This is a genomic window from Roseobacter sp. YIN89, from assembly GCF_057219365.1.
Genome location: NZ_JBXVVD010000001.1, coordinates 116,408 through 140,234 on the forward strand (window position 1 = coordinate 116,408; position 23,827 = coordinate 140,234).

Genomic DNA, 23,827 nt, shown 5'->3' on the forward strand with positions numbered 1-23,827 from the left:
CTTGTGGCATGGCCCACTTGAATTGGCCCACCTTCGTGTTCGGGAAACGGAGGGCAGATAAGGGCAAACAAGCTGCAAGACCCTCAACAGCTAGGTCGGACAGTGAGACAGATTGATGTGCTTGCCAGCCAAGGGATGCAATCCGCGACGTGCGCGTAGTCAAAACGTCTATGGGGCGGAAGGCACGCTTCCTGTGGACAGTGTGGCGAGTTTCGAAATCACGTTCATTGCCTTCAGTTGAAAATGCTCGGATTGTTGGGCGGGCAGCAGTTTCGTTACGGGCTGAACCCTTCGACGAACTCAGGCGGTTCCGACGGGTTTGCCATGCGGCTTCAAGTCATTCGGCCTTGCGGCGATGTAACCCTCAAGCTCTTGCCGGACTCCAATCGCGGAAGCGTCGTCAAACAAGTTGTGCTGTTCATGCGGGTCATCGGCGAGATTGTAGAGTTCACCTGCGCCTGAGTTAAGATCAATGGTCAGTTTGTGTGTTCGTGTCCGTACGGTACGCAGTTCAAGAGCCACTCCTACCCGGCCGGGAAGCAGGCCCCATTCATTTAAAGCGAAATCCCGCGTCGCGTCAGGTGACTCAAGCAAAGGCCGCAGACTTTGCCCGTGCTGCGATAGCAGCGCCTCTGCACCACCAAAATCAAAAAATGTGGGGCCCAGGTCGAGCGTGGAAACCGGCTGATCCACTGATGCTCCGGCTCTTACGCCGGGCCCACGGACAATCATGGGTACTCTAAGAAGGCCCTCATAATGCATCGGACCCTTCAGGATTAGGCCGTGATCCCCCAACCAATCCCCATGATCCGAAATGTATATGACGATTGTGTTGTCATCCAACCCAGCTTCCTGAAGCGCGATCATCAGGCGCCCGATCTGGTGATCAATGAACGCAAGTTGGCCGTAGGTGTTGGCGATGATCTCGCGAAGTTGATCGTCGGATTGCGGAGCAATACGGCTGTATTGTTTGCGAATGTCCGCATACTTCGGGTCCGCGGGGTCGTTTTCCATCGCTGCCTTATGCCACCAAGGCTTGCCGTCATAATTGCGCGTTCTGTTTTCTGGCAAGTCGACGTCTTCCGGCTTGTGAAGCCAGGACCACGGTTCGGGGCAGTCAAAAGGATGATGAGGGTCAGGAAAACTCACCCAAGTGCAAAACGGTTTTTCGGTATCGCGTCCGTGCTTTAACCACTCGATTGCGCGATCTGCCGTCCAAGGCGTATTGTGCCAAGCCGTCGGAAGTTTGGAGTGCCACGTCTGGGCAGCGTTTTTCGTATCGCCCGCGTTTTCCCACATGAGCTTGGTCTTTTCGTCACCTCGCCCGTCCATGTGGTAGAAGCGCTCGTAATGCTGTCCGGCGGGTGGCTTTTCCGGCGCCCACCAGTTGTGTCCCACCAGCATGAGTTCAAGGTGTTGGAACCCCATGTACGGACCGTTCCAGTCCTCTCCATAATTCGCCGAAGACCGCAGGCATTCCGGCGATCCGGTCGGCTCATACGTATGGTACGTCGAAAAGTGTGCTTTACCGAAATAGCTGGTTTGATATCCGGAGGCCGCCATTGCGCCGGCCCATCCCCTTTCTCCAATCTCAGGATCAAGATCGATTCCATTGTCATGGACACCATGAGTCCGGCAGAGCTGCCCTGTCAGGATGGACGCTCGTGCGGGCTGACACACAACGCAAGGTGTAATGCAGGACGTGAAGTGCGCGCCTTCTGCTGCAAGTTGGTCAAGATGTGGCGTTTTCACTTTACGCCCCATGAAACCAAAGCAATCCGCCCGTTGTTGGTCGGCTGAGATCAAAAGAATGTTGGGGCGGGTCATGCGGATGCATCCTTCGGTTTGCGGAGGGAAAAGAAGATGACGGCCAGCGCCATGAAAATGAAGGTCGCCGCGATCGGGCTTTTCAGAAGGAAAAGCGGATCACCGCCTGTTGCGGAGAATGCCTGTCGCGCTGTATCTTCGAGGCGGCTGCCAAGCACGAAAGCAATGACAAATGGCAAGGGCGAGATCCCAAACCGACGCATGAAATACCCGAGCACTCCAAAGCCGAAGGCAAACCACACGGCACTCATGGCCGTTTCTTGAACATAAAGTGAGGCGAGCGTCAGCAGGAAGACTACCGGCAAGAGGTGCTGTTTTGGTATGCGCACAAGGACACCTAAAGACCGCATGAACATACCGCCAACAGTCCAGTTCAGAAGGTTTGCGAAGATCATCGTTGTAAAAAGGCCAAAGACGATAACCAGTTCGGGGTTGAGTTCGGTTGTGAACTTGAACACGGATGGCCCCGGGTTGAAGCCACCAATGCTTTCTGCCGCCAAAATCAGAAATACCGCCGCCGTATTTCCGGGAATGCCGAGCGAAAGTACCGGGATCAGGTTTGCCCCGGACACAGAAGAGTTTGCAGCCTCGGTCGCTGCAATGCCTTCAGGCACACCATCTCCGAAACCCGGCTCGTCAGGTGCCCTGCGTCGTTCGTGAATTCTCCGGCCGGTCGCGTACCCGATGGTAGCGGCAAGTGTCGACCCGATGCCGGGCAACGCACCGATGGCGGTTCCAATCACTGCTGATCGACCAACATAGGGTAGGATGCGACGGATATCCGACCAGTGAAGCCTTTGGTCACCGATATCTTTCATCATCTCGATACGGCCGGTTTCGCGTGTCTGATGCCAAAGGTCTTCAAGCTCGGTGAAGATCGCGCCAAGAACCAAAATCCCGATAACCGCGGCGGTGATCGGAATGCCGTCGGACAAGGCATTCGATCCAAAACTTAGCCGCGGGTAGAAGTCCTCACCCGTGCCGATATAGACGGCAAGCAACCCCAGACCACAACTGAGTAGCCCCTTGGCGGGTGAACCGCCGACGACCGCGGCGATGAAACTCAACGACAGAATGATCAATGCCGTCTTTTCCGGAAGATCAAGATAGGCTTCTACGAGAATGGCAAGAAATGGTGCACATAGGATCAGCACCATGTCTGAAAACGTGTCACCAGATACCGATGAGAAATGCGATATCTTGAGTGCCTTTTTTGCTTTGCCTGCCCGTGCCATTGGGTGGCCATCGAGCGTTGTCATGAATGCGTCGGGCGTGCCTGGTGTATTGAAGAGGATCGCCGGCACCGCACCGCCCACGGTTGATCCTTTCATGACACCGATCAAAAACCCAAGAACCGGCAGTAAGGCATCGGCGTTGAAGCCAAAGATGGAAATGAGGATTGGAAGTGAGATCGCCATCGCGATGACGCCACCCAGCCCGGGGGTCGCGCCGACGACAATCCCGGTGATGAGGCCTAAGGTCACCATCATCACCGTAACAGATATCGGAAGACCAAGTAGCGAGAACGCCTCGGGTCCCGCAAAGACCGCTTGCACGCCGCGCATCACGTAGTCGAGCGCACCGAGATCTGTCATCAGACGTCCCCGTTCGGCGGCAGGAGAACGTCTTCAAAAGGCACGTCGTACAGAAAGATGATCCCTGCGACGGCCAGCAATGCCACCAAAAGGGCGAGCCAGCTTGCTTTTTCTTCGACAAAAGCGATCATCGCGAACACGAGAATTCCACCGCCCAATGCGAAGCCAATATACTTCCATGGTGGTGTGTCCCGTAGAAGGCGATACTCCTCACCGGTCATAAACAACGCAACCGCGGCGGGCCCTGCCCAACGCATTGCAAGCAAACCCACGGTACCGAAAGCTATCATAGCTCCTATGAAACGCAGGTTTTCCAGCGTTGGCCGCTCTTCGCTACCCCGTACCTCCCGCAGCAGCATCAACCCGGCAATAAGGATAAACACAGCAGCAAGCGTGGGCGCGAGACTGTCACCGACTGTGAAACGACCACGAGATCGTTCGACCAGCCAAGTTTCGGTGTCGAGCGGCACCCAAATTAATGCGACCGCGAGTGCGAACAGGATGCAAGCCAACCCAAGGACTGCGTTGGCAGTAAGGTTGTTCATGTCAGAACCCGATTTTTGGGTGTTGCAGGGCGAAACGCGCCGCCCTGCTTTTCCGGCTTACTCGGCGGCTGCTGCGATCAGCGCAGCGGATGCTTCAAAGTCGGATTGCACGGTTGTTTCTAGATCTGACCCAGAGATCACGACAGGACCGCCAAAGCCCTTTGTGATAAACTCATTGGCCTTGCCGTCAGATGTAACGACATCGGCAATTGCCGCCGCAATTGCTTCACGCGCTGCAGGATCCATGGCAGGAGGCCCCGCAAACATGAATGCTGTTTCGTTTGCAAACTCGACACCGAACTCGGAAAGCAACGGGGCATCCGGCGAGTTGATAAGCGGCTCACTGCGAGCAGATGCCAACTCGACCATATCGCCAGCGGCAACGGCCTTCGCTTGAATGCCGGCGCCAAAACCAACGTCCATGTCGCCCGCATTCAATCCGTTCATAACGGCCTTACCGCCTCGAACAGAAATGATGTTGAAGTCGACGCCATTCTCTTTGCCCGCGACGTAAGCAAGATCGCCGAGCATGCCCGTCATTACGCCAAAACGGATCTCTTCTCCCGCTTTCGCAGCGTTGATGACATCGTCAAATGTTTTCCAACCTTTGGAGCTTAAGGCCACGACCGCCATCTGCGTGCCCGCCGTTGTCGTAATTGGTGTGACATCCGTTGGCTGGCCGGCCTTGGCCGACGCCATGTTGTATCCAAGCGTCTCGGTAACGATCATGCCAATCGTTGTCCCGTCCGCAGGCGCATCCTTAAGTGCGTTAACTGCGTTCAATCCACCTTTGCCTGTGACTTGCTCGGGGATGATCTTCCAGCCGTGGCGTGCTTCAAGCTCCTCGGCAATCAAACGTGCTTGCGTGTCTGCGCCACCTCCGGCGGCAAAGGCAATAACCATTTTGATTGGGCCGAGCGGCGTCCAATCTGCGGCCTGGGTGACAGTACCCGAGACCGCCAGAACTGCGGCAGCAATGGCCGTTTTAAGCGACAGTTTCATAGTTTCCTCCCTATTTCGAAGTATTGAGCCACAGAATGGTTGACTGGTCAAATATAAAGTTGACGAGACAACTAAACTCCCTGAAACTGACCGCAGGGAGAATTGAAGTGTCTGCAAAAACCGAAGCCGAAGGTCGTCATGACAATCAGCCGCTGTACCAGTTTTTGACGTACCGACTGTCGCGTGTTCAGGCGAAGCTCAACGCTCAGGCCAACGCGCTATTGCAAGAACATTCGGGCCTTACGCTTTCGAAATGGCGGATATTGGCGCTTGTCGGAGCAGCCGGTCAGACACGCCTGTCAGAACTTGCGCGCATTGCCGCACTCGACAAGGGGCTATTGAGCCGCAACTTAAAAATCATGATTAAGGAGGGTCTTGTTGTCGCCAAACAGGATGACATCGACCATCGCATTCAGCACTTATGCCTGACCGAAAAAGGGCAAGAACTTTTCGACTTAACCCTTCCAAAAATGCGGCAACGTCAGGCCAAGCTGCGAGAGCCACTCGATGCGCGAGAACTCGACGCCTTGTATTCGGCGCTCGACAAACTTGAAATTGCAGCCGATTGGCGAGGAGACGATACGTGACATCAAACCTGCTTGTGATCATGTCCGACGAGCACCAGGCCCGAGCCATGGGTTGCGCAGGACACCCATTTGCTCAAACACCTAACCTTGATGCACTCGCAGCCCGCGGCATGCGGTTCACAGATGCATACACGCCGTCGCCAATCTGCGTTCCAGCGCGGGCGTCTTTTGCCACAGGACGCCATGTGCACAATAACCGCCTATGGGACAACGCGATGCCTTACACCGGCACGCCGAAAGGATGGGGTCACACGCTGCAAGCGGCGAATGTGCCGGTCGAGAGCATAGGAAAGCTGCACTATCGCCATGACGAAGACCCGGCAGGGTTCGATACTGAACACATTGCGATGCAAGTCGCAGGTGGGGTCGGAATGGTTTGGGCATCCATCCGCGAGGAAGACAAAAGGCTGGAAATGCCAGGTCGAATGCTTGGCGAATACATCGGACCAGGGACGAGTTCTTACACAGACTATGATGAAGCCGTCGTTCAACGGACAGGCGAATGGTTCGCCGATCGCTCAAGATCTCGGGATGGTCGTGCGTGGTGTTTGTACGTCGGTTTGGTCGCACCTCATTTCCCGTTCGTCGTACCGCAAGAGTATCTTGATCTCTATCCAGCCGACAGCCTGCCCCCTGCCAAGTTGCATCCGAATGACGGGTATCGACGTCACCCTTGGGTCGAAAAGCAGAATGCAATGGCGGATTCAGAAAACAGATTCAAAAACGCAGATGAACGCCTCATGGCCATGCGGTGTTATTATGCGTTGACGACGTGGATGGATCACAACGTGGGGCGCATCCTTGCAAGTTTGGAAGCCACCGGTTTCGGCGACAACACGACAGTCGTCTACACTTCGGACCATGGCGACAACCTTGGCGCGCGCGGTCTTTGGGGAAAGTCTAATCTTTATCAGGAAAGCGTCTCGGTGCCGCTGATTATGGCTGGACCAGATGTTTCGCGAGGCACCTGCGACACGCCTGTCAGCCTTCTCGATCTTTCGGCAGAAATTCCTGCCCACTTTGGACTTGAGTTCGATGCGGATGGCGAACCCCTGTCAAACATTGCCGACCGACCCGTCGAAATCGAGCGCCCGATATTGAGTCAGTATCACGCGGTGGGGGCCGTCTCCGGTGCCTTCATGCTCCGCAAGGGGCGCTGGAAACTGAATTGGTACGTCGATTTTCCACCAGAGTTGTTCGATCTCCGAAATGACCCCGAAGAGCTCCGCGATCTGGCAAAAGATGATCAATACGCTGAAACACTGAAAGAATTAGAGGTCGAGTTGAGACAACACATCAATGTCGAGGCGGCCAATGCACAGGCGTTCGCAGATCAGGCTGAAATGATTTCGAATTACGGTGGCCCAGAAAAGGCGACGAGACTTGGTGCTCCAGCGGCGACACCACCGCCGAAACTGGCGCAATGAAACTGACCATTCTTGGCTCTGGCTCGCCAGAGCCCTATGCCCGACGCGCGTCTTCAGGATATCTGCTTGAAATTGGCGACGATAAACTCTTGCTCGATTGTGGTGGCGGTGTTGTCAGTCGCCTGATCGAAGCAGGCCATAGTCCCGGTGATATCGACTACGTCTTCTTCAGCCACCTGCATTCCGACCATATGCTCGATTATGCACGCCTTGTTCATGCGTCGTGGGAAATGAGTGGCAAACCAATCAAAGTGTTCGGCCCTTCTCCCATGCGTCACATTCACAATCGCTTGTTCGGAGAAGACGGTGCCCTAGCGCATGATCTGAGGGCGCGTATCGAATATCCACCAAGCCAAGACGTCTGGCGCGCCCGCGGTGGTACTGTACCTCGACCTTGGCCGAGTGCCGAAATCAACGAAGTCGAGCCGGGGTTTACGTTCGAAACGGATAACTGGCGGCTGACATCCTGTACGGTTCCGCACGCTGAACCCTATCTGGTTTGCATGGCCCTGCGGATAGACGCAAAGGAGGGAGGGTTCGTGTACTCCGGCGACGCCGGGCATTGCGACGAACTGAAGTCACTTGCCGAAGGTGCTCATACTCTCCTGCACTGGTGTTACAGACCAGACGGCCAAACTGCCTCGCCTTTGATGAAGAAAATGACCCCAACGCCCTCGGAGATTTCAAGGATGGCAAAGTCTGCAGGTGTAGAGCGCCTGCTTCTCACACATTTCCGAGTCCATATGGACCGCAATCACATCCTGAAAGCGCGAGACGTCTTGAAGAGCGAATTCGGGGATAATGGATGCGTGGTCGAAGACTTGGACGTGTTCGAGATTTGATCAATTCCAGTGGGTGTCACAGAGCAGTTTATTGGACACGACTTATCAGAATTTCCTGACGGCTTTCGGAAAATGCCGGAAGAAACTTCGCCGCAACCGTAGCAAAATATTAGACGTATTGGCCGACGTGCGACGGTGCAGTTAAATGCCCAGCTACATGGCAAGTTGAATGCCGGCATTCATTAAGGTTCCGAAGGCTTTTCGCGTTTGTACAGAGTGGCCGAAAGCCGCCTAAGGAGCTTTTTTGTACAGCCAAAATCCGGGCAAAGCGGACGTCGGCATCAAGAAATCAATCGGCTATTTTGTCCGCGTTGCGCTCATGGACGAATTTTTGATTAGCGTCAGCCATTGCCCAAACCGGTCATTAAGAACGGAAAGTTGGGTTTTTCGTGACCGAATAACCGTTCAGCGTTGCTTGGCCGTCATCCAATAGAAACAGTGGGATGACTGAGTCGCGCCCAGAGCGGAACTTTGTTTTGACCTCATTTGCTCGCCTTTGCATAATCGTAGCAACTTTGTGTCTGCCGACGGAACCACCGCGTTTTCTTAAGTGAGCAGTTTGTACCGCTTGACACAGCGGAACCAAGAGGGCGACCCGGGAGATATCGTGAAAGAGAAATTACTACCCGCAAAGTCTCACAAGGCAAGGTGTACCGTGTTTTGTGGCACTCTATTCTCCTTACTTCTTTCAATATTGCCTGCGGCAGCGACCGCCGAAAACATACAAAATCAACGAGGGGTTCAGTACCTGACCCTGCGGGACAGAATAGACGCCGAAGATGGATACTTTGGGTCTGAACGCAGCGACCTCAAAGCAGGCTATTGCGCCGTCGAGCAATTAAGTCTCGATTTCCTTTCCAAAGCGGCCGAAATCGCCCCCTTCCGAATTCCTGAAGAAATTCTCAGCCTCGAAGGTATTGAAGAAAAACCAATCGAGAGGCTGATGACCGAATTTGCGGAAGAAACGCGGGATGACCCGGTTTTGTATATTCATGGCTATTACATCGATTTTAGCAAAGGATGCCGCCGCGCGACCGTGTTTAAAGAAAATGCGGGACTTGAAGGAAAGTTTCTCTGGTTCAGTTGGCCGTCGGATGGCTCGCTCGTCAATTACGCCCGCGACGAAGTAAATCTATATTGGAGTGTTCCCGAACTGGCGGGAACGATTGTCGATCTGCACGATCGATTTGGAAGCGGAAAAGTTGATCTGGCTGGTCACAGTCTTGGCGGCCGGGGACTTGTACTGGCTCTCTATGAAGTTGCAGCAACCCGTCCGGATTTACGGCTTGGAGAGATTGTACTTCTGGCTCCAGACATGGATTTCGACATCTTCCGCAAGTTATTGCCTCGCATACGCCCGTTGGTCCAAAGCATTACAGTGTATACTTCAGACGGGGATAAGGCTTTGGACGTATCCGAACAGGTGCATGGCTACCCCAGACTTGGTCAAAGCGGAAATGAAGTGGAGGTACTAACAAGCGTTGAATTTGTCGATGTGAGTGATTTGACCGCAATGTCTACAAATGGTCATCTGTACCACATCTACAACAAGGAAGTCGGCGCAGACCTTGACCAGCTCCTTAATCAAGGGAAATCGGCAAACGAGCGCATTGGACTCGAGCAAGTAGGCAGCAACTTGTGGCTGATTAAGCCAAACCAGTAAATTTCTTGTTTCATCAATGGTCTGCTTGGTCGGCAACTCGGTCATAGGCCAGTTTTCATGAACGTCTTCTGCGGGCGAAAGCAGTCATTCAGTACCAAAATTATGACGTTCCAGTCGTGAATCCGCTCGACACGACAAAGCCGCCGGACGCCAAAATTCAAGGAGTGGGTGATCCGAGATTAAAGTGTTTCTTTGTCAACTTCTTTGATTTCGGTCCAACTTGTGATGCCGCAAGATCACCCGAAAAGTCCGCTGCGGGCGGTTTTCACAAGTCACATGCGGACGACCTAAGCAAAGGTCTACCCATATGTTATCGGCCTTGGCATTCGAAGTTAGGCAAATAGGCGTCGCACGCTACACTTGTTGTAGAGGCGTGCAGGGTGAACGCCCGTAAGGGCCGTCACCCCGCCTGATCAGCTATGCCTTTCGCCAAATTGATCGCGAAGAATGTTTTTTTGAATCTTTCCCATCGTGTTTCGTGGCAAAGCGTCTGCCAATTCGTAATTTCGAGGGTGTTTGAACCGCGCAAGCTGCGCCTCGACTATTTGTTTGACGGCATCAATATCAATTGATTGATCTTGTTCCACGACGAGAGTGGCGATGACACTTTCGCCAAAGTCTGGATGCGGCACGCCGAACACAGCACTTTCTTTGATCCCTTCAATATCGTTCAAGACCTCTTCGATTTCCTTGGGATAGATATTGTAGCCTCCGGCAATGATCAGATCTTTGGCACGCCCAACGATCGTGACGCGCCCGTCTTCCGCCATTGTCGCAAGATCACCTGTCAGGAAGAAACCGTTTGCCCTTAGCTCTTCGGCAGTTTTTTCAGGCATCTTCCAATAACCCTGAAACACGTTGTCCCCGCGAACCTCTATCATGCCGATTTCACCGGACGGCAGTTCTTCACCAGACTCCGGGTTTGTTATTTTGACCTCTACGCCCGGCAAGGCATATCCAACGGTTCCCGCCACGCGCTCGCCATTAAGGGGGTTGGACGTGATCATATTGGTTTCGGTCATCCCATAGCGTTCAAGTATCCGGTGGCCCGTCAACGCTTCAAATTCGTTGTGTGTTTCGGCCAATAACGGGGCGGAACCCGAAATGAACAACCGCATGTTCCCGGTGACCCTTTTGGTGAAACTCTCATCTGCCAGCAGTCTGGTGTAGAAAGTAGGAACACCCATAAGAAGGGTCGAATTGGGCAACTCTTCCAAGATCATGCCCACGTCGAATTTTTCCATCAGACGAACCTTGGCACCGGCCAGCAGTGACGTATTCATCGCCACGAAAAGCCCGTGTGTATGAAAGATTGGAAGGGCGTGGACCAAGCGATCGGCGTTCGTAATACCCCATAAGTCTACAAGAGCTTGCGCGTTCGACAGCAGATTTCGGTGGCTCAGCATCGCGCCCTTGGAACGGCCTGTAGTGCCAGATGTATAAAGCAACGCCGCAAGGTCTTCCGGTGCACGCTCTGCGCTTTCGAAATCGCACGGCTGCGCGTCAGCCTCCCGGCTCAGGCTTGGCGCCTCCCCGCCGAGGGTCAGCAGCCTAGCGCCGGACCGAGCCGCCAGTTTTTCGATCTCAGTTTCGTCGGTGCTGTCACAGACGATCAAAGCTGGCTGGGCATCCGAAATAAAGTACTCCAACTCTGCAAATGTATAGGCAGTATTGAGCGGTAAATAGACAGCGCCCGCCTGAACTGACGCGGCATAAAGCGCAATCGTATCAAGCAGCTTTGGGGCCTGCACCACGACGCGATCGCCAGGGGAAACCCCGTTGTTTTTCAACACATGTGCGACCTGCGCGGCGCGTTTCAGGAAAGCGTCATAGGACACCACCCGACTGTCATCGAGCTGCAGGAATGGAGCCTGATTTCCAGCGTGGTGAGCAAAAAGGCTGTCGTAAAGGATGTTGGTCACGCGGAATTTTCCTTTGGTTTGGCCGCAAGTGCCGCGGTCGAGGCCGCGCGAACAGAACGCGAGGCTTCGATCGTGGCATGTGTCGCAAATTCTTCGTGGTGGCGTTCGGTCTTGCTCAGGTCATAGAGGTAATTGACCATCACACCGCCTGACTGGGACCGTCCGTTTGGCGACAAATCCGCCTCAGCGTGCAGTTCGTGAAGCTCGGCACCATTGCCGAGGTGAAAGCGGGCAACGGGATCCAGCGGCATCCCATCTTCGCGCTTGGCGAACATCAGGTACCGTGCTGCCATCGCCCGCAAATCCTGTGGCGAGGCAGTCCCCGCAAGCACCGCTTGGGCGGTATGGCCATGCTCGGGATGTTCCGTTTCGCCAGCCAGCCATTGATTGAGCCCTGGTATTGGTGACAGCGTCACGAATGTATCCAGCCCCTGAAGCTCTCGCGAAAGCTCGGTCACAACCTGTTTGATCAACAGGTTGCCAAAGCTGATACCCGCTAAACCCCTTTGGCAGTTCGATATTGAATAGAATGCTGCGACTTTTGCCTGCTCGGCTTCGATCGGTGTTTGAGCGTCAGACAAAAGCGCATCAATCGCGTTCGGGATCTCAGACGTCAGGGCCACTTCGACAAAAATCAGCGGTTCATTAGGCATCGAAGGATGAAAAAAAGCAAAACACCGTCTGTCAGGCGGATAAAGCCTGCGCCGCAAATCGTCTAGATCATCGATCTGGTGGACAGCCTCGTAAGCAACGATCTTGTCAAGAACCCGCGCCGGGGTGTCCCAGCTGATCTGTCTGAGTACAAGAAAGCCCCTGTTGAACCAGCTTCTTAGCAAATGGACGAAATCAATATCCGTTCGCTTGAGTTCAGGGTTGGATTTTACAAAGCGCAGCAAGTCGACCCGCATTGCCACCAGTTCTTGTGTCGCGCCTGACGGTTGGTTCAATCGGCGCAGCAACTCTTGCCGCTTGGGTTCCGCGACTTCGCTAAGCTTTTGATACAAATCGACACTGCGATCTTCGGCATAGTCGCGCGCGGTTTTGACCAGGTCGGCTGCATCCAGTTCGAGGTGGTCATTCAAATAGCCAAAAAAATCCAATTTCTCCGAATCGTCCAGTGTTTGGTAACGATCCAAGACGGTTGACGCGAGCATATAGCCCGAGACTTCTCCATCGGTGGATAAAAGCGCCTCGCAAAGCTCTACGATGGATCGTTTGTCATCCTTGCCGCGCCTGTTACCTGGACGATCCAGCAGTTGGCTCAACAGATCCCCGAGAAACCAATTCCGCTGCATTTCAAGCCTCCATCTGGCTGCTCAGGTACTCACCTGTTCGACGGTAGTGATTAAGCAAGTGCCGGGTTGCGGTGTCCGCGTCATGGTCGAGTGCGGCGTCTAGAATTTGAAGGTGCTCGGCGGCGATATCGCGTTTTTTGTAGCTTGGTCCTCCCGCAGCCAGAAAACGGTAGCGAATGTTGAGGTCATAAAGCTGCGCGCAATACCGTAAAAGCAAAGGCATTCTCGAATTGTCCAGCAAGGCCAGATGAAACGCTTTGTGCGCGTCTTCAAAGTCAGGCGCGCCTCTTTGCCCTGCCTTTTTCATATGGTGATGACGTAAAACAAGCCTGTCTTCCCACGCTTCATCTGCATTGGCGATGGAGGCACGCAACGCAGTTTCCTCGAGGTTGCAACGCAGCAGCAGGATTTCCTCGAAGTTACACTTGCTGACTGGCGCGGCTCTGAACCCCCGCTGGTCAATTCGCTCCACCAACATATCGGATGTCAAAAGGCTCAAGGCTTCTCGAACCGGGCTTGCGCCGGTGTCCAACAGCCCGCGCAGTTGCTCGATCTTGAGTTTTTGTCCGGGAGGCAATTCGCCGGTCAGGATCAATTCGCGCAGCCTTCGGTATGCAGCGTGAGTGGCTGATTTCTCTTTGCCCTCGGTATCCAGCAAGGCGTTCATATCCGGTTGTTCCTCTTTGAATGCGCAAACCTTGGGTGCATTTAGCTCAGAGCGCTCGTTCCAGTCGATAGGCCAACTGATAGGTTAAGCGAGCCTTCGTTGATCATCCAGCGGCGAAGAACAAAACTGCGCGCACCGCTTTTGTGCATTGGGTCGTCTTCAGCCAGTTTCCGAGCGGCCTCAAGGCTGTCGGCGCGGTAGATGATCAGACCCATCCCCTGCATATGCTCCCCCGTCTCATCCGACATTGGACCGGCAAAAGCCAGCTGTCCTGAGCGTTCAAGCCTGGCCTGATAGGCCAAATGATCAGCAAGAGATGCCCTGACGTCCTCGGGCGCTTTGGCAGGTGTGCTGTGCGCAACGTAAAGCTCCAATGCAAGTGCGCCGCGGCTCTTTGCTTCTGATTTGTAGTCTGCCCATGCCACCATCTGCGATCTCCATAATATCGATATTATTTGACGTATTGCAAAATAATCGGCAAAAAGCAACTGAACTGAAACGGATTGTGAAAATGAAATACCTGGTGGGAACGACTTCTGACGGCACTGCAGTTTTTGCGGTGAAGGGCGAAAACGCAGTAAATTTAACGGCATTGAACCCAGCTATCGGGTCTGACCTGATGGGCCTGATTGCAGATCCGGCGCTGGCCGACTCACTAACCGAAAAAATCGCAACGGCAGACAGCGTGCCTGTATCCGCAATCACGCCAGCCTTGCCCGTTTCGTCACCCGGCGCGATCATTTGTATGGGTTTGAACTACACTGACCACATCAAAGAAGGGGGTTACGATATCCCTGAGTATCCCGCACTTTTTATGCGCGGGAAAAACTCGATCATGGCTGCGGGTCAGCCGATGGTGCGCCCGTCCTGCTCGGACCAACTGGATTATGAAGCAGAGTTGATGCTGATCGTCGGAAAGGGCGGTCGCCATATCTCGGAAGAGGACGCGCTGGACCATGTATTCGGGTACACCGTGTTCAACGATGGGTCTGTAAGAAACTACCAGCGCAAGACGCACCAGTGGACACCGGGCAAGAATTTTGACGACACGGGTGCCATCGGGCCATTTACTGTGACACCCGATGACCTGCCCGAAGGGGCGGCCGGATTGAAAATCGAAAGCCGGGTTGGATCGGAGATTCTGCAAAGCTCAAACACCGCCAACATGATTTGGGGTGTCCGCAAGGTGATCGCCACCATTTCGGAATATACGACCCTTGAAGCGGGCGATTTGATCGCAATGGGCACACCGCCGGGTGTTGGTCACGCCAAGAAGCCCAATCCCCGCTGGTTGAAACCGGGCGAGACTGTCGAGGTTGAGATCGAAGGTATTGGCATTTGCGCCAGTCCGATCGTCGACGAAAAAGATGCCACGGCAGGTCTGGCCTTAGCATGAGCGCACCAATCGGGGCAGAACTGGAGGCACTTCGCGCCAAGGCGCAGCAAGATCACCGTGATCTGCGCGCCCGCATACCGCGATTGACGGATGATGCGATCGCCCTGATTTTGCGCGAGTCGAGGTCTCACTATGCGTGGACCGACAGGCCTGTTGCTGACAAAGTCCTCGAAGAGATTTTTGACATCACGATCAATGGTGCGACGAGCATGAACACGCTGCCGGCGCGCTTTATTTTCGTAAAAAGCGCCGAAGGTAAGGAACGGCTTGCCAGGTCGTTAAAGCCGAAGAACGTGCCAAAGATGATGGCGGCACCGGTCACGGCGATCATTGCCTACGATTTGGAATTCTGGAAGGAATTGCCCTTTCTCTTCCCGCATGAGGATCGTCGACCCCTGTTCGAAAACAAGCCGGACCACGTGGCCGAGACAGCCTTTCGGAACGGCACGCTGCAGGGCGCCTACTTCATGATCGCGGCGCGTGCCGTCGGATTGGATGTTGGCGCCATGTCAGGATTTTCGAACAAAATTGTCGACGAAGAGTTCTTCGCGGGTACCACGCTCAAGTCCAACTTTCTGTGTAATCTGGGCTACGCGGATGAAACGGGCCTGTTTCACAAGCTTCCACGTTTTTCGTTCCAAAAGGTCTGCTCTTATGCGTGAGGAATTGACACCAGTGGGCGAACAAATTGCCGAGAGTTTCAGCGTCACAATATTGCACAACGCGGCAGGTGCGAAACCGAGCGTCCGACGAGGAATGGCAAATAAATAAAGGCTACGAAATCAAAACTTTCTGGGAGGAGAGAAATGAAAAACTGGACCAAACGCAACCTGATCGGCGCTGCCGTGGCAGGCATTATGGCACTACCCGTTGCCGCAGAAGAGACTGTTTCGGCGGTTGTAATTGACGGATACCCGGATCGGGCATTGTGGGTGAAGGAGTTCAGCAACTTCTTCATTCCCGAAGTGGACACACGGCTGGCCGAGTCCGGCAATTACAAAATTAACTGGCAAGAGAATTATGGTGGCTCAATCGTAAAGCCAAAAGGCGTCTTAGAGGGCATTCAACTTGGCCTCGGCGACATCGGTATCGTCACTACCATCTTCCATTCTTCCAAATTGCCAAGTCAGGGAATTTCCGGCTCGACACCATTTGTGGCATCTGACGCCCGCGCTGTTGCGAAGGCCGTAGATGAAATTGCTCGTGAGTACCCTGCGATGCAGAACGAGTTCGCGGCGCAAAATCAGGTGTACCTTGCAACCGGCGTTGTGCTCGATACGTATCAGATGTTCTGTTCTGAACCTGTTGAGACCGTCGCAGACTTGGAAGGACGCAAGATCGCTGGTGCCGGTTTGAACCTGCGGTATCTTGAGGGCATCAAGGACGCGGCAGGTGTCCGCGGAGGCCTCACGGATTTCTATAACATGGTCCAAACTGGTCTTGTCGACTGCGCGATGATTTGGCCGGAGGCTTCCAAGACCTTCAAAATCGTCGAAGTGGCTCCTTACATGCTGAAGGCGGACCTTGGCGCGGTGAACACCAAGACAGTAACTGTGAACGCTGACTATTGGGCGGGGTTGCCCGACGAAGTCAAAGCCGTTCTTCAGGCGGTGGCCATCGACTATCGTGACCATGTGGCCGGTATCGCGATGGACCGTGCCGCGGCATCACAAGATGCTTTCGTCGAAGCGGGTGGAACAATCGTTGAGATTTCCAGCGAAGATCGAACGGCTTGGGCGAATGCCATGCCCAACATCGCACAGGAATGGGCAGCAACTCTGAATGGCAACGGTGAGCCAGGCACTGAGATGCTGGGTGCCTACCTTGGCAAGCTGCAGGAAGCTGGGTTCACCGGTGTGCGTGACTGGACCGCAGAGTAAGCGGCTGGCGATCCACGAAAGGGGCCATTCATGCTGAAGACTGCTGTTGCTGGCTTGTCGCGGGTCGCCAATCTGCTTGCAATCGCCGCCAACGCATTGGGCACGCTCGTCGTCCTTGCGTTGGTGGTCATTCTGAACGTCGACGTAATTGCGCGCGGCCTGTTTTCGGCGCCACTGCGCGGAACCTATGAAATCGTGCAGTTCTCAGTCGTGATGATCGTCTTTTTGCAGCTGGCTGACGTGGTCCGGGTAGACCGGCTTACACGCTCGGACGGGTTTCTGAACCTGCTGCACCATCGCCGTCCCGGCCTGACGGCCAATCTGAGGCGCATTATCAACGCGATCTCGGCGATCTTCATGGCTTTGATCGCTTATGTGACCTTTCCAGAATTCCTGCGTATGTGGGAAACGCAGGACTACTTCGGAGTGCCCGGTCTTTTCACTTTGCCGTGGTGGCCGGTCAAACTTGTCATCGCGTGCGGTACTGCGCTGGCCTGTGTGATTTTCGTGCTCAAAGTCGTAACGGCTCAGGACCGCCCACAACTTATTCGCACCCCTGAACATGACGAGGCCGCAGAATGACGCCGATCGAGATTGGCCTGATCTCGGTCGTTGCTATCGTCTTTTTGATCTACGCGGGCGTTTACATTCCGATTGCTTTGGGTGTCGTATCGTTCGTGTCGATCTGGTTGATGCGGGACAATTTCACGCTGGCGCTGAACCTGTTGAAAGTGGCGGTCGGCGACAGCGCGATGGAATACAGTTTCGCGACCATCCCATTGTTTACCTTTATGGGTCTTATTGTCTCAAAGGCCGGGTTAGGCCGGGACATTTACGAGGTTATGACCATGCGCTTTCGCAAGGTCAAAGGCGGGATTGGAATGGCAACGGTCGGAGCCAACGCCGTCTTTGCGGCGGTGACAGGGTCATCAATCGCATCCGCATCAGTTTTTACCAAGGTGTCGGTGCCTCAGATGATGGCGCAGGCCTATAACCCGCGCTTTGCTGTGGGGGTGGTCGCCGGGTCCTCGGTTTTGGGCATGATTATCCCGCCGTCTGCGATGCTGATCATCTATTCCTTTGTGGCCGAGCAATCCGTAGGAGACATGTTCCTCGCGGGGGTCATTCCGGGGATAATGCTTGCGATCGCCTATGTTGGCGCAATTTGGGTTATGGGCCGTTTCACGCCGGCTTTTGTTGGTGGCAGGGTTGTCGAAGATACCGAATGGATGTCTGCTCGTGAGGTCGCCTCCAAAACCCTACCGACGCTTTTCATCATCACAATTGTCCTTGGAGGGATTTATACTGGATGGTTAACCGCCGTCGAAGCGGGGGCTGCCGGAGCTTTGGTTGCTTTGATCATTGCTGCTGCACGCAAGTCGATGTCACCGAGGGCCTTTTGGGACGCATTACTGGAGACCGGTCACATCACGGCGGCGATTCTGTTCCTGATCACGGCGGCCTCGATCTACAGCCGCATGCTGGGGCTGGCAGGGCTGCCCAACCAGTTACAGGACTTGCTTGCAGGCAATTCCGCGTCTTTCTGGTCGATAATGCTGCTCTACGTCCTGTTGATGCTGTTTCTGGGTACGTTGCTCGACACGGCATCGATCATTCTGATTGTTGTTCCGTTATTCCTGCCCCTTGTCGAAGCGCTGGATTTGTCGCTGATCTGGTTCGGGATCGTAACCGTGGTTGGCGCTGAAATCGGGCTTTTGACACCACCGCTGGGCATATCCTGCTTCGTCATCAAATCGACGATCAACGATGACCGCATATCGCTCAAGGATGTATTCATGGGGGCTCTTCCCTTTGCGTTTGTAATGCTGATCGTTCTGTTCATTCTGATCGAATTCCCGATCCTCAGCCTTGCCCTGATTTAAGGAGAAAACGATGCGCACTGTCACCAAAGACAACATCACCGACGTCTTCATGAGGTACCTGTCCAAAGACACCGATCCACGCATGCTGGAAATCATGGGGTCGCTTGTGAGGCATCTTCACGACTTTGCCCGAGAGACCAATCTGACCCATGATGAATGGCGCACCGGCATTGCGTTTCTTGAGGGGTGCGCCGCCGTGGAAACCGAGGACCGGCACGAGTTTGTTCTGGCGTCGGACGTGCTGGGCCTGTCTTCTCTGGTAGATATGCTGCATTCCCACCCCGACGCGACCAGTTCGTCAGTGTTGGGCCCGTTTCACGTCTCCGGCGCACCGCCGCTGCCAATCGGCGGAGATATGAAACGCCATTACGGAGGGCCACTTCTATTGGCGGAGGGCGTCATACGGGACACCGAGGGAAATCCGATTGAAGGCGCTGAACTCGACATCTGGCAAACCGCCCCCAATGGCCTTTACGCCAGCCAGGACGAAGAGCAAGACACCTACTCTTTCCATGGTTTGATGACGGTCGGCGCTGATGGGCGCTATGCTTTTACGACCGTTAAACCGGTAGAGTACACCGTGCCATCGGATGGGCCGGTCGGGGATATCCTGCGCGCTTGCGGTCGCCATCCGTGGCGACCGTCACACCTGCATTATATCGTCAAGGCTCCCGGGTATCGTACGTTGGTGACGGAGATCTTCCCCGACGATGATCCATATCTGGATGAGGACACGGTGTTTGGCGTTAGGGACGATCTGGTGATGAAATATGCTCAACGGCCAGCCGAAGAATTTCCCGATGGCATGGAACTCTCCGGTAAAATCTCCGAACCGTTCCTTTATGTAAATTTCGACGTTACGTTGGCCAAAGTATAACCTGACGCAACGAGTGGGTAAGCCCTCGATTATCCCGCTCCGTGCAGGATGGTTGACCCGCGTCGTTGTGACGAGGAAACTACTTCAGCAAGCTTGGACCGGACCCAAAAAAGCTTTGGGTATCTATGAAACACCCCGCCGCACAGGGCAGCGAGCGCTGGGCGACCAATCAGGTTTCGGGTACAGCCAACGGTGGCTTGGTCCGCACCTGTGACGGCCAATCGGGGCATCGCGAATTTGCCTGTTGATTTAGGTCGATTTTGCCGCTGCTCTTTCGGGTTCGGAGGGGTGCGCCGTACCGCTGTGGGCTATTTTCTGGCGTGGCCTAATAAAAACGACGGAAGTCGCAGGACCTGCATCAGGCTGGATAGCCCGCAATTGCATCATTGAAACACCAGCAAGAGAACGGCTTCTCTCAAGTGATTTATGTGTCCTGAGCCTCGGCTGAGGAGCGTCGTTATACCGTGCGATAACTCAAGATAAACGCAAACCCCGTCAGGGTCGGGGGCGGGCGCGCAAAAAAGGGGATGTCAGGAGGCGGGTGCTTGAGATTATCGCTAAGTCGATAATTAAATTGCATAAAGGGAATTTAATTGGTGCCCAGGAGAGGACTCGAACCTCCACGTCCATACGGACACTAGCACCTGAAGCTAGCGCGTCTACCATTCCGCCACCTGGGCCGGTGTCGTGGCACTGGCGTGTAAGCCCATCGCGCGGGGGTGTCAAACAGAAATTGCCGCCGGTATCTCTGGATTTTTCCGCCCTTCTGGATGCGGTCTGATGTGCCGCGCTGATTTGCGCCTTGTCTCGATTTGGCAGGGGCGATACATCGTGGGGAAGAGATGGCAAACGAGGCAAGCGATGTCAAAACTGGTCACAATCTACGGCGGTTCAGGGTTCGTGGGGCGCTATATCGCGCGTCGCATGGCAAAGGCCGGTTGGCGCGTGCGTGTTGCGGTGCGTCGTCCGAATGAGGCGATCTTCGTCAAGCCCTACGGTGTCGTGGGCCAGGTCGAGCCCGTTCTATGCAACATCCGCGATGACCGCTCGGTTCGCGAGGTCATGGCCGGAGCGCAAGCAGTCGTTAACTGCGTGGGTATTCTGGCAGAGGCCGGAAAGAACAAGTTCGACGCTGTTCAGGCCGAAGGCGCAGAGCGTATCGCCCGGATCGCGGCCGAGGAAGGGATCGACAGCATGGTCCATATCTCTGCCATTGGCGCCGATGCCGATGCGGAAAGCGACTATGCGCGGACAAAGGCGCTGGGCGAAGCCGGCATACTGGAGCACATGCCAAACGCCGTCATCCTGCGCCCGTCGATTGTGTTCGGGCAGGAGGATGAATTTTTCAACCGCTTTGCCAGCATGACAAAATTCGGCCCGGCGCTGCCTGTTGTAGGGGCGGACACAAAGTTCCAGCCTGTCTACGTCGATGATGTTGCCAAGGCAGCGGAGTTGGCGCTGACTTCTGACGTGGCACCGGGTGTTTACGAGCTTGGCGGGCCCGAGGTGGCTACGTTCCGCGATTTGATGCAAAAGATGCTGGAGGTGATCCACAGACGTCGGCTGATCCTCAACATTCCTTTCTTTGTCGCGGAAATCATGGGGTTTTCGCTCGACCTCGTGCAGACGCTGAGCGCAGGGCTGTTGCGCAATACGATGATTACTCGCGATCAAGTGCGCAATCTGCAGAACGACAATGTCGTTGCACAGGACGCCAGAGGCTTTGATGCCTTGGGTATCGAGCCGACAACGATGGGATCGGTGCTGCCCGAGTATCTTTGGCGCTTCCGGCCGTCGGGCCAGTATGACGCCATCAAGGACTCGGCCAAAAATTTGCGAAGTGACGTCTAACTGTAGGCGATAACCAGCAGAAAGACCCCGAAGATCACGCGGTAGATTACGTAGGGCGTAAAGCTGACACTGCGCAAAAGTCGCATCATCAGCGCCAAGGCGCCAAACGCGGTTGCAAAGGAAAAGAGCGCGGCGATCATGCCCAGTCGCGCCACCTGCCAGTCCGTGTTCAAAATGATATCGGCGCCGAGCAGTATCCCCGAGGCTGCAATTGTCGGTATCGACATGAGCATCGACAGCCGCGCGGCGCCTTCCCGGTCGTAGCCCAGTTTGCGTGCCGCTGTGATGGTAATGCCGGAGCGCGACGTGCCCGGGATCAGGGCAAGAACCTGAGCAAGCCCCATGACCGTCGCATCGCGCAGGGTCCACCGCGCCGCGTTACGCTCTGTGGTGCCTGTTTTATCGGCCCAATAAAGCACCAGACCAAAGCCCAGCATGGCCCAGCCGATCACCGCGACAGACCGCAACATCTCGCTCAGGCCGGTCAGGTGCAAAACCAGACCGACGATGACCACAGGGATGCAGGAGATCAGCAGGCAAAGCGCCAGAAAAGCGCCCTGCGTGTCGACATGCCCACGCATCAGCCGGCCTAAGCCGCGAAAGGCCAGCGCCACGTCCTGACGGAAATAAAGGATAACGGCGGCCAGTGAGCCCACGTGCACGGCCACATCCAATGCCAGCCCCTGATCGGTTTGTCCCGACAGTTGCGGCAGCAATGCCAAATGCCCTGACGAACTGATCGGCAAGAACTCTGTCACGCCTTGGATTGCCGCAATCAGCAACAAGTAAAAAAGTGTCATCAGGATTCTCAGCTCGGCCCGTTGCATCGTGGTATAAACGGAGGGAATCAAATGAAAAGACCAATTTTAGGACCGAATCGGACCTAAAAAAATGGCTGCGCACTTGGTTAAAGCTGGATTTGTCGGATAAATGCGGCAAATAGGTCAGTACTTATTACTTTATTTTCATTTCAAGTTCTCGTAAGGGTGCGGTTCCGTCAAGTTGTGGAGGAAGTAGCCGATGGCTGGGCAACAGATGCTAAAGTTTGTGACCGTGGAGCGGGATATGCCCGAAAAGCGGGAAGCAGATATACGTCGTGAAGATTTCAAGGAAATCTACGCGGAGTACGCCGATGCCAAGGCCAAGGAGCAATCCAGCCGCTGCAGCCAGTGTGGCGTGCCCTACTGCCAGAGCCACTGCCCGCTGCACAACAACATCCCCGACTGGCTGCGGCTGACCGCTGAAGGCCGCCTGAAAGAGGCCTATGAGGTGAGTCAGGCGACCAATACTTTCCCCGAGATTTGCGGCCGCATCTGCCCGCAGGACCGGCTGTGCGAGGGGAATTGCGTGATCGAGCAATCCGGCCACGGTACGGTGACCATTGGGGCCGTCGAAAAATACATTACCGACACCGCGTGGGAGGAAGGCTGGGTCGTGCCTATCACGCCGACAAACGAGCGCACCGAAAGCGTGGGCATCATCGGTGCGGGGCCGGGCGGTCTGGCGGCGGCGGATGTGCTGCGCCGCGCGGGTGTTCAGGTTACGGTCTATGACCGCTATGACCGCGCCGGGGGATTGCTGACCTACGGGATCCCCGGGTTCAAGCTGGAAAAAGACGTGGTGATGCGCCGCAACGAACAGCTTAAGGCCGGTGGCGTGACATTCAAACTGAACTGCACCGTCGGCGAAGACATCAGTTTTCAGGAAATCCGCGACCAGCACGATGCGGTGATCATTGCCACAGGTGTCTATAAAACAAGGGAAATCGAGGCGCCGGGTGTTGGTGCGGGCGGCCTTGTGCGGGCCATCGACTTTCTGACTGCCAGCAACCGCAAAAGCTTTGGCGACGCGGTAGAGGCTTTTGACAGCGGCGAGTTGAATGCAGAAGGCAAGCGCGTGGTTGTCGTCGGTGGTGGCGATACCGCGATGGATTGTGTGCGGACATCGGTCCGGCAGGGGGCAACGTCAGTCAAATGCCTTTATCGTCGTGACCGCGCCAATATGCCGGGCAGCCAGCGCGAAGTGCAAAACGCCGAGGAAGAGGGCGTGATTTTCGAATGGCTTTCTGCGCCCAAGGGCTTTGCCGGTAATCCGGTGACAGGCGTCATGGTGCAAAAGATGCGACTGGGTGCGCCTGACGCAACCGGTCGGCAGGCCCCCGAGGTGATCGAGGGCGCGGATTACGTCGAAGATGCAGACCTTGTCATCATGGCGCTGGGCTTTGAGCCAGAAGATTTGCCAACGCTTTGGGATCAGCCGGAACTGCCTGTGACCCGTTGGGGCACGATCAAGGCCGCATTCACCACGGGCGCCACCGATCTGGACGGTGTCTATGCGGTGGGCGACATCGTGCGCGGCGCCTCGCTGGTGGTCTGGGCGATCCGTGACGGGCGTGACTGTGCAGAGGCGATCCTCGAAAAACTGGGCGCGGACACGGCCATCGCCGCGGAATAGCCCGCCAAAACGGACGTTCGGTACCCTGTAGGTATTGCGTCGGTATCACGTCGGTGCGGAGCGCACGGTCATAACCCGTTAAGGTCAACAAGGCTGACCTGAGATGCAAGGAAG

General features: G+C 55.1%; 21 protein-coding genes and 1 tRNA gene. 12 read left to right on the forward strand and 10 right to left on the reverse strand.

Annotated features, from left to right (window positions below; all coding sequences use genetic code 11):
- Positions 1-300 precede the first annotated feature (300 nt).
- The 4 genes from AC2D8V_RS00565 to AC2D8V_RS00580 are packed head-to-tail and all read right to left on the reverse strand — an operon-like array spanning position 301 to position 4,969.
- Positions 301-1,827, reverse strand: a complete 1,527-nt coding sequence (locus AC2D8V_RS00565) for a sulfatase-like hydrolase/transferase (protein ID WP_484731563.1) — start codon at positions 1,825-1,827, stop codon at positions 301-303.
- Positions 1,824-3,422: a tripartite tricarboxylate transporter permease gene (locus AC2D8V_RS00570; RefSeq protein ID WP_484731564.1), complete on the reverse strand. Its 1,599-nt coding sequence runs from the start codon at positions 3,420-3,422 to the stop codon at positions 1,824-1,826. Before AC2D8V_RS00570 ends, AC2D8V_RS00565 begins: the two co-directional genes overlap by 4 nt.
- Positions 3,422-3,967, reverse strand: a complete 546-nt coding sequence (locus tag AC2D8V_RS00575) for a hypothetical protein (RefSeq protein WP_484731565.1) — start codon at positions 3,965-3,967, stop codon at positions 3,422-3,424. Before AC2D8V_RS00575 ends, AC2D8V_RS00570 begins: the two co-directional genes overlap by 1 nt.
- A 57-nt stretch (positions 3,968-4,024) precedes the next feature.
- Positions 4,025-4,969 (reverse strand): Bug family tripartite tricarboxylate transporter substrate binding protein, encoded by a 945-nt coding sequence (locus tag AC2D8V_RS00580; protein WP_484731566.1) that lies wholly within the window; start codon positions 4,967-4,969, stop codon positions 4,025-4,027.
- Between the two features lie 107 nt (positions 4,970-5,076).
- On the opposite strand from AC2D8V_RS00580, the gene AC2D8V_RS00585 reads away from it, so the two are divergent.
- The 4 genes from AC2D8V_RS00585 to AC2D8V_RS00600 all read left to right on the forward strand — a co-directional run bounded on the left by AC2D8V_RS00585 (position 5,077) and on the right by AC2D8V_RS00600 (position 9,488).
- The gene (locus AC2D8V_RS00585) at positions 5,077-5,556 is read left to right on the forward strand and encodes a MarR family winged helix-turn-helix transcriptional regulator (RefSeq protein WP_484731567.1); all 480 of its coding nucleotides are present in this window, start codon (positions 5,077-5,079) and stop codon (positions 5,554-5,556) included.
- Positions 5,553-6,983: a sulfatase family protein gene (locus AC2D8V_RS00590; RefSeq protein WP_484731568.1), complete on the forward strand. Its 1,431-nt coding sequence runs from the start codon at positions 5,553-5,555 to the stop codon at positions 6,981-6,983. The genes AC2D8V_RS00585 and AC2D8V_RS00590 overlap by 4 nt, the downstream gene beginning before the upstream one ends.
- Positions 6,980-7,825, forward strand: a complete 846-nt coding sequence (locus AC2D8V_RS00595; RefSeq protein WP_484731569.1) for an MBL fold metallo-hydrolase — start codon at positions 6,980-6,982, stop codon at positions 7,823-7,825. The genes AC2D8V_RS00590 and AC2D8V_RS00595 overlap by 4 nt, the downstream gene beginning before the upstream one ends.
- A gap of 607 nt (positions 7,826-8,432) precedes the next feature.
- Entirely contained in the window at positions 8,433-9,488 is a 1,056-nt protein-coding gene (locus AC2D8V_RS00600) for an alpha/beta hydrolase (RefSeq protein WP_484731570.1), read from the forward strand.
- 413 nt (positions 9,489-9,901) lie between these two features.
- Here the strand turns inward: AC2D8V_RS00600 and AC2D8V_RS00605 are convergent, their stop codons facing one another.
- From AC2D8V_RS00605 to AC2D8V_RS00620, 4 genes are read right to left on the reverse strand one after another with little or no spacing between them, the layout of a single operon-like run.
- Entirely contained in the window at positions 9,902-11,410 is a 1,509-nt protein-coding gene (locus tag AC2D8V_RS00605) for a malonate--CoA ligase (RefSeq protein ID WP_484731571.1), read from the reverse strand.
- Complete coding sequence (locus AC2D8V_RS00610; protein WP_484731572.1) at positions 11,407-12,705, reverse strand: malonyl-CoA decarboxylase domain-containing protein; 1,299 nt, start codon at positions 12,703-12,705, stop codon at positions 11,407-11,409. The genes AC2D8V_RS00605 and AC2D8V_RS00610 overlap by 4 nt, the downstream gene beginning before the upstream one ends.
- A 1-nt stretch (position 12,706) precedes the next feature.
- A complete protein-coding gene (locus AC2D8V_RS00615; RefSeq protein ID WP_484731573.1) occupies positions 12,707-13,372 on the reverse strand; it encodes a GntR family transcriptional regulator in 666 nt (221 codons plus the stop codon).
- A 41-nt stretch (positions 13,373-13,413) separates the two neighbouring features.
- Positions 13,414-13,800 carry a YciI family protein gene (locus tag AC2D8V_RS00620; protein WP_484731574.1) on the reverse strand — a complete coding sequence of 129 codons (387 nt, stop codon included), beginning with the start codon at positions 13,798-13,800 and terminating at the stop codon, positions 13,414-13,416.
- An 83-nt stretch (positions 13,801-13,883) separates the two neighbouring features.
- On the opposite strand from AC2D8V_RS00620, the gene AC2D8V_RS00625 reads away from it, so the two are divergent.
- From AC2D8V_RS00625 to AC2D8V_RS00650, 6 genes are all read left to right on the forward strand, one after another.
- Positions 13,884-14,768: a fumarylacetoacetate hydrolase family protein gene (locus AC2D8V_RS00625; RefSeq protein WP_484731575.1), complete on the forward strand. Its 885-nt coding sequence runs from the start codon at positions 13,884-13,886 to the stop codon at positions 14,766-14,768.
- Positions 14,765-15,430, forward strand: a complete 666-nt coding sequence (locus AC2D8V_RS00630) for a malonic semialdehyde reductase (protein ID WP_484731576.1) — start codon at positions 14,765-14,767, stop codon at positions 15,428-15,430. The genes AC2D8V_RS00625 and AC2D8V_RS00630 overlap by 4 nt, the downstream gene beginning before the upstream one ends.
- Before the next feature lie 144 nt (positions 15,431-15,574).
- Positions 15,575-16,648: a C4-dicarboxylate TRAP transporter substrate-binding protein gene (locus AC2D8V_RS00635; protein ID WP_484731577.1), complete on the forward strand. Its 1,074-nt coding sequence runs from the start codon at positions 15,575-15,577 to the stop codon at positions 16,646-16,648.
- A 30-nt stretch (positions 16,649-16,678) separates the two neighbouring features.
- Entirely contained in the window at positions 16,679-17,230 is a 552-nt protein-coding gene (locus AC2D8V_RS00640; RefSeq protein ID WP_484731578.1) for a TRAP transporter small permease subunit, read from the forward strand.
- Entirely contained in the window at positions 17,227-18,531 is a 1,305-nt protein-coding gene (locus AC2D8V_RS00645) for a TRAP transporter large permease (protein WP_484731579.1), read from the forward strand. The genes AC2D8V_RS00640 and AC2D8V_RS00645 overlap by 4 nt, the downstream gene beginning before the upstream one ends.
- 10 nt (positions 18,532-18,541) lie before the next feature.
- Positions 18,542-19,408, forward strand: coding sequence for a dioxygenase family protein (locus AC2D8V_RS00650; protein ID WP_484731580.1), 867 nt, complete (start codon positions 18,542-18,544; stop codon positions 19,406-19,408).
- A 594-nt stretch (positions 19,409-20,002) separates the two neighbouring features.
- Here the strand turns inward: AC2D8V_RS00650 and AC2D8V_RS00655 are convergent.
- Positions 20,003-20,088 (reverse strand) — tRNA-Leu (locus tag AC2D8V_RS00655).
- A 181-nt stretch (positions 20,089-20,269) separates the two neighbouring features.
- On the opposite strand from AC2D8V_RS00655, the gene AC2D8V_RS00660 reads away from it, so the two are divergent.
- Entirely contained in the window at positions 20,270-21,259 is a 990-nt protein-coding gene (locus tag AC2D8V_RS00660; protein ID WP_484731581.1) for a complex I NDUFA9 subunit family protein, read from the forward strand.
- Here the strand turns inward: AC2D8V_RS00660 and AC2D8V_RS00665 are convergent.
- Positions 21,256-22,059: an undecaprenyl-diphosphate phosphatase gene (locus AC2D8V_RS00665; RefSeq protein WP_484731582.1), complete on the reverse strand. Its 804-nt coding sequence runs from the start codon at positions 22,057-22,059 to the stop codon at positions 21,256-21,258. The genes AC2D8V_RS00660 and AC2D8V_RS00665 overlap by 4 nt on opposite strands.
- Positions 22,060-22,279: 220 nt before the next feature.
- Here AC2D8V_RS00665 and AC2D8V_RS00670 point away from each other — a divergent pair, with 220 nt between their 5' ends.
- Positions 22,280-23,713, forward strand: coding sequence for an NAD(P)-dependent oxidoreductase (locus AC2D8V_RS00670; RefSeq protein WP_484731583.1), 1,434 nt, complete (start codon positions 22,280-22,282; stop codon positions 23,711-23,713).
- Positions 23,714-23,827: the final 114 nt, after the last annotated feature.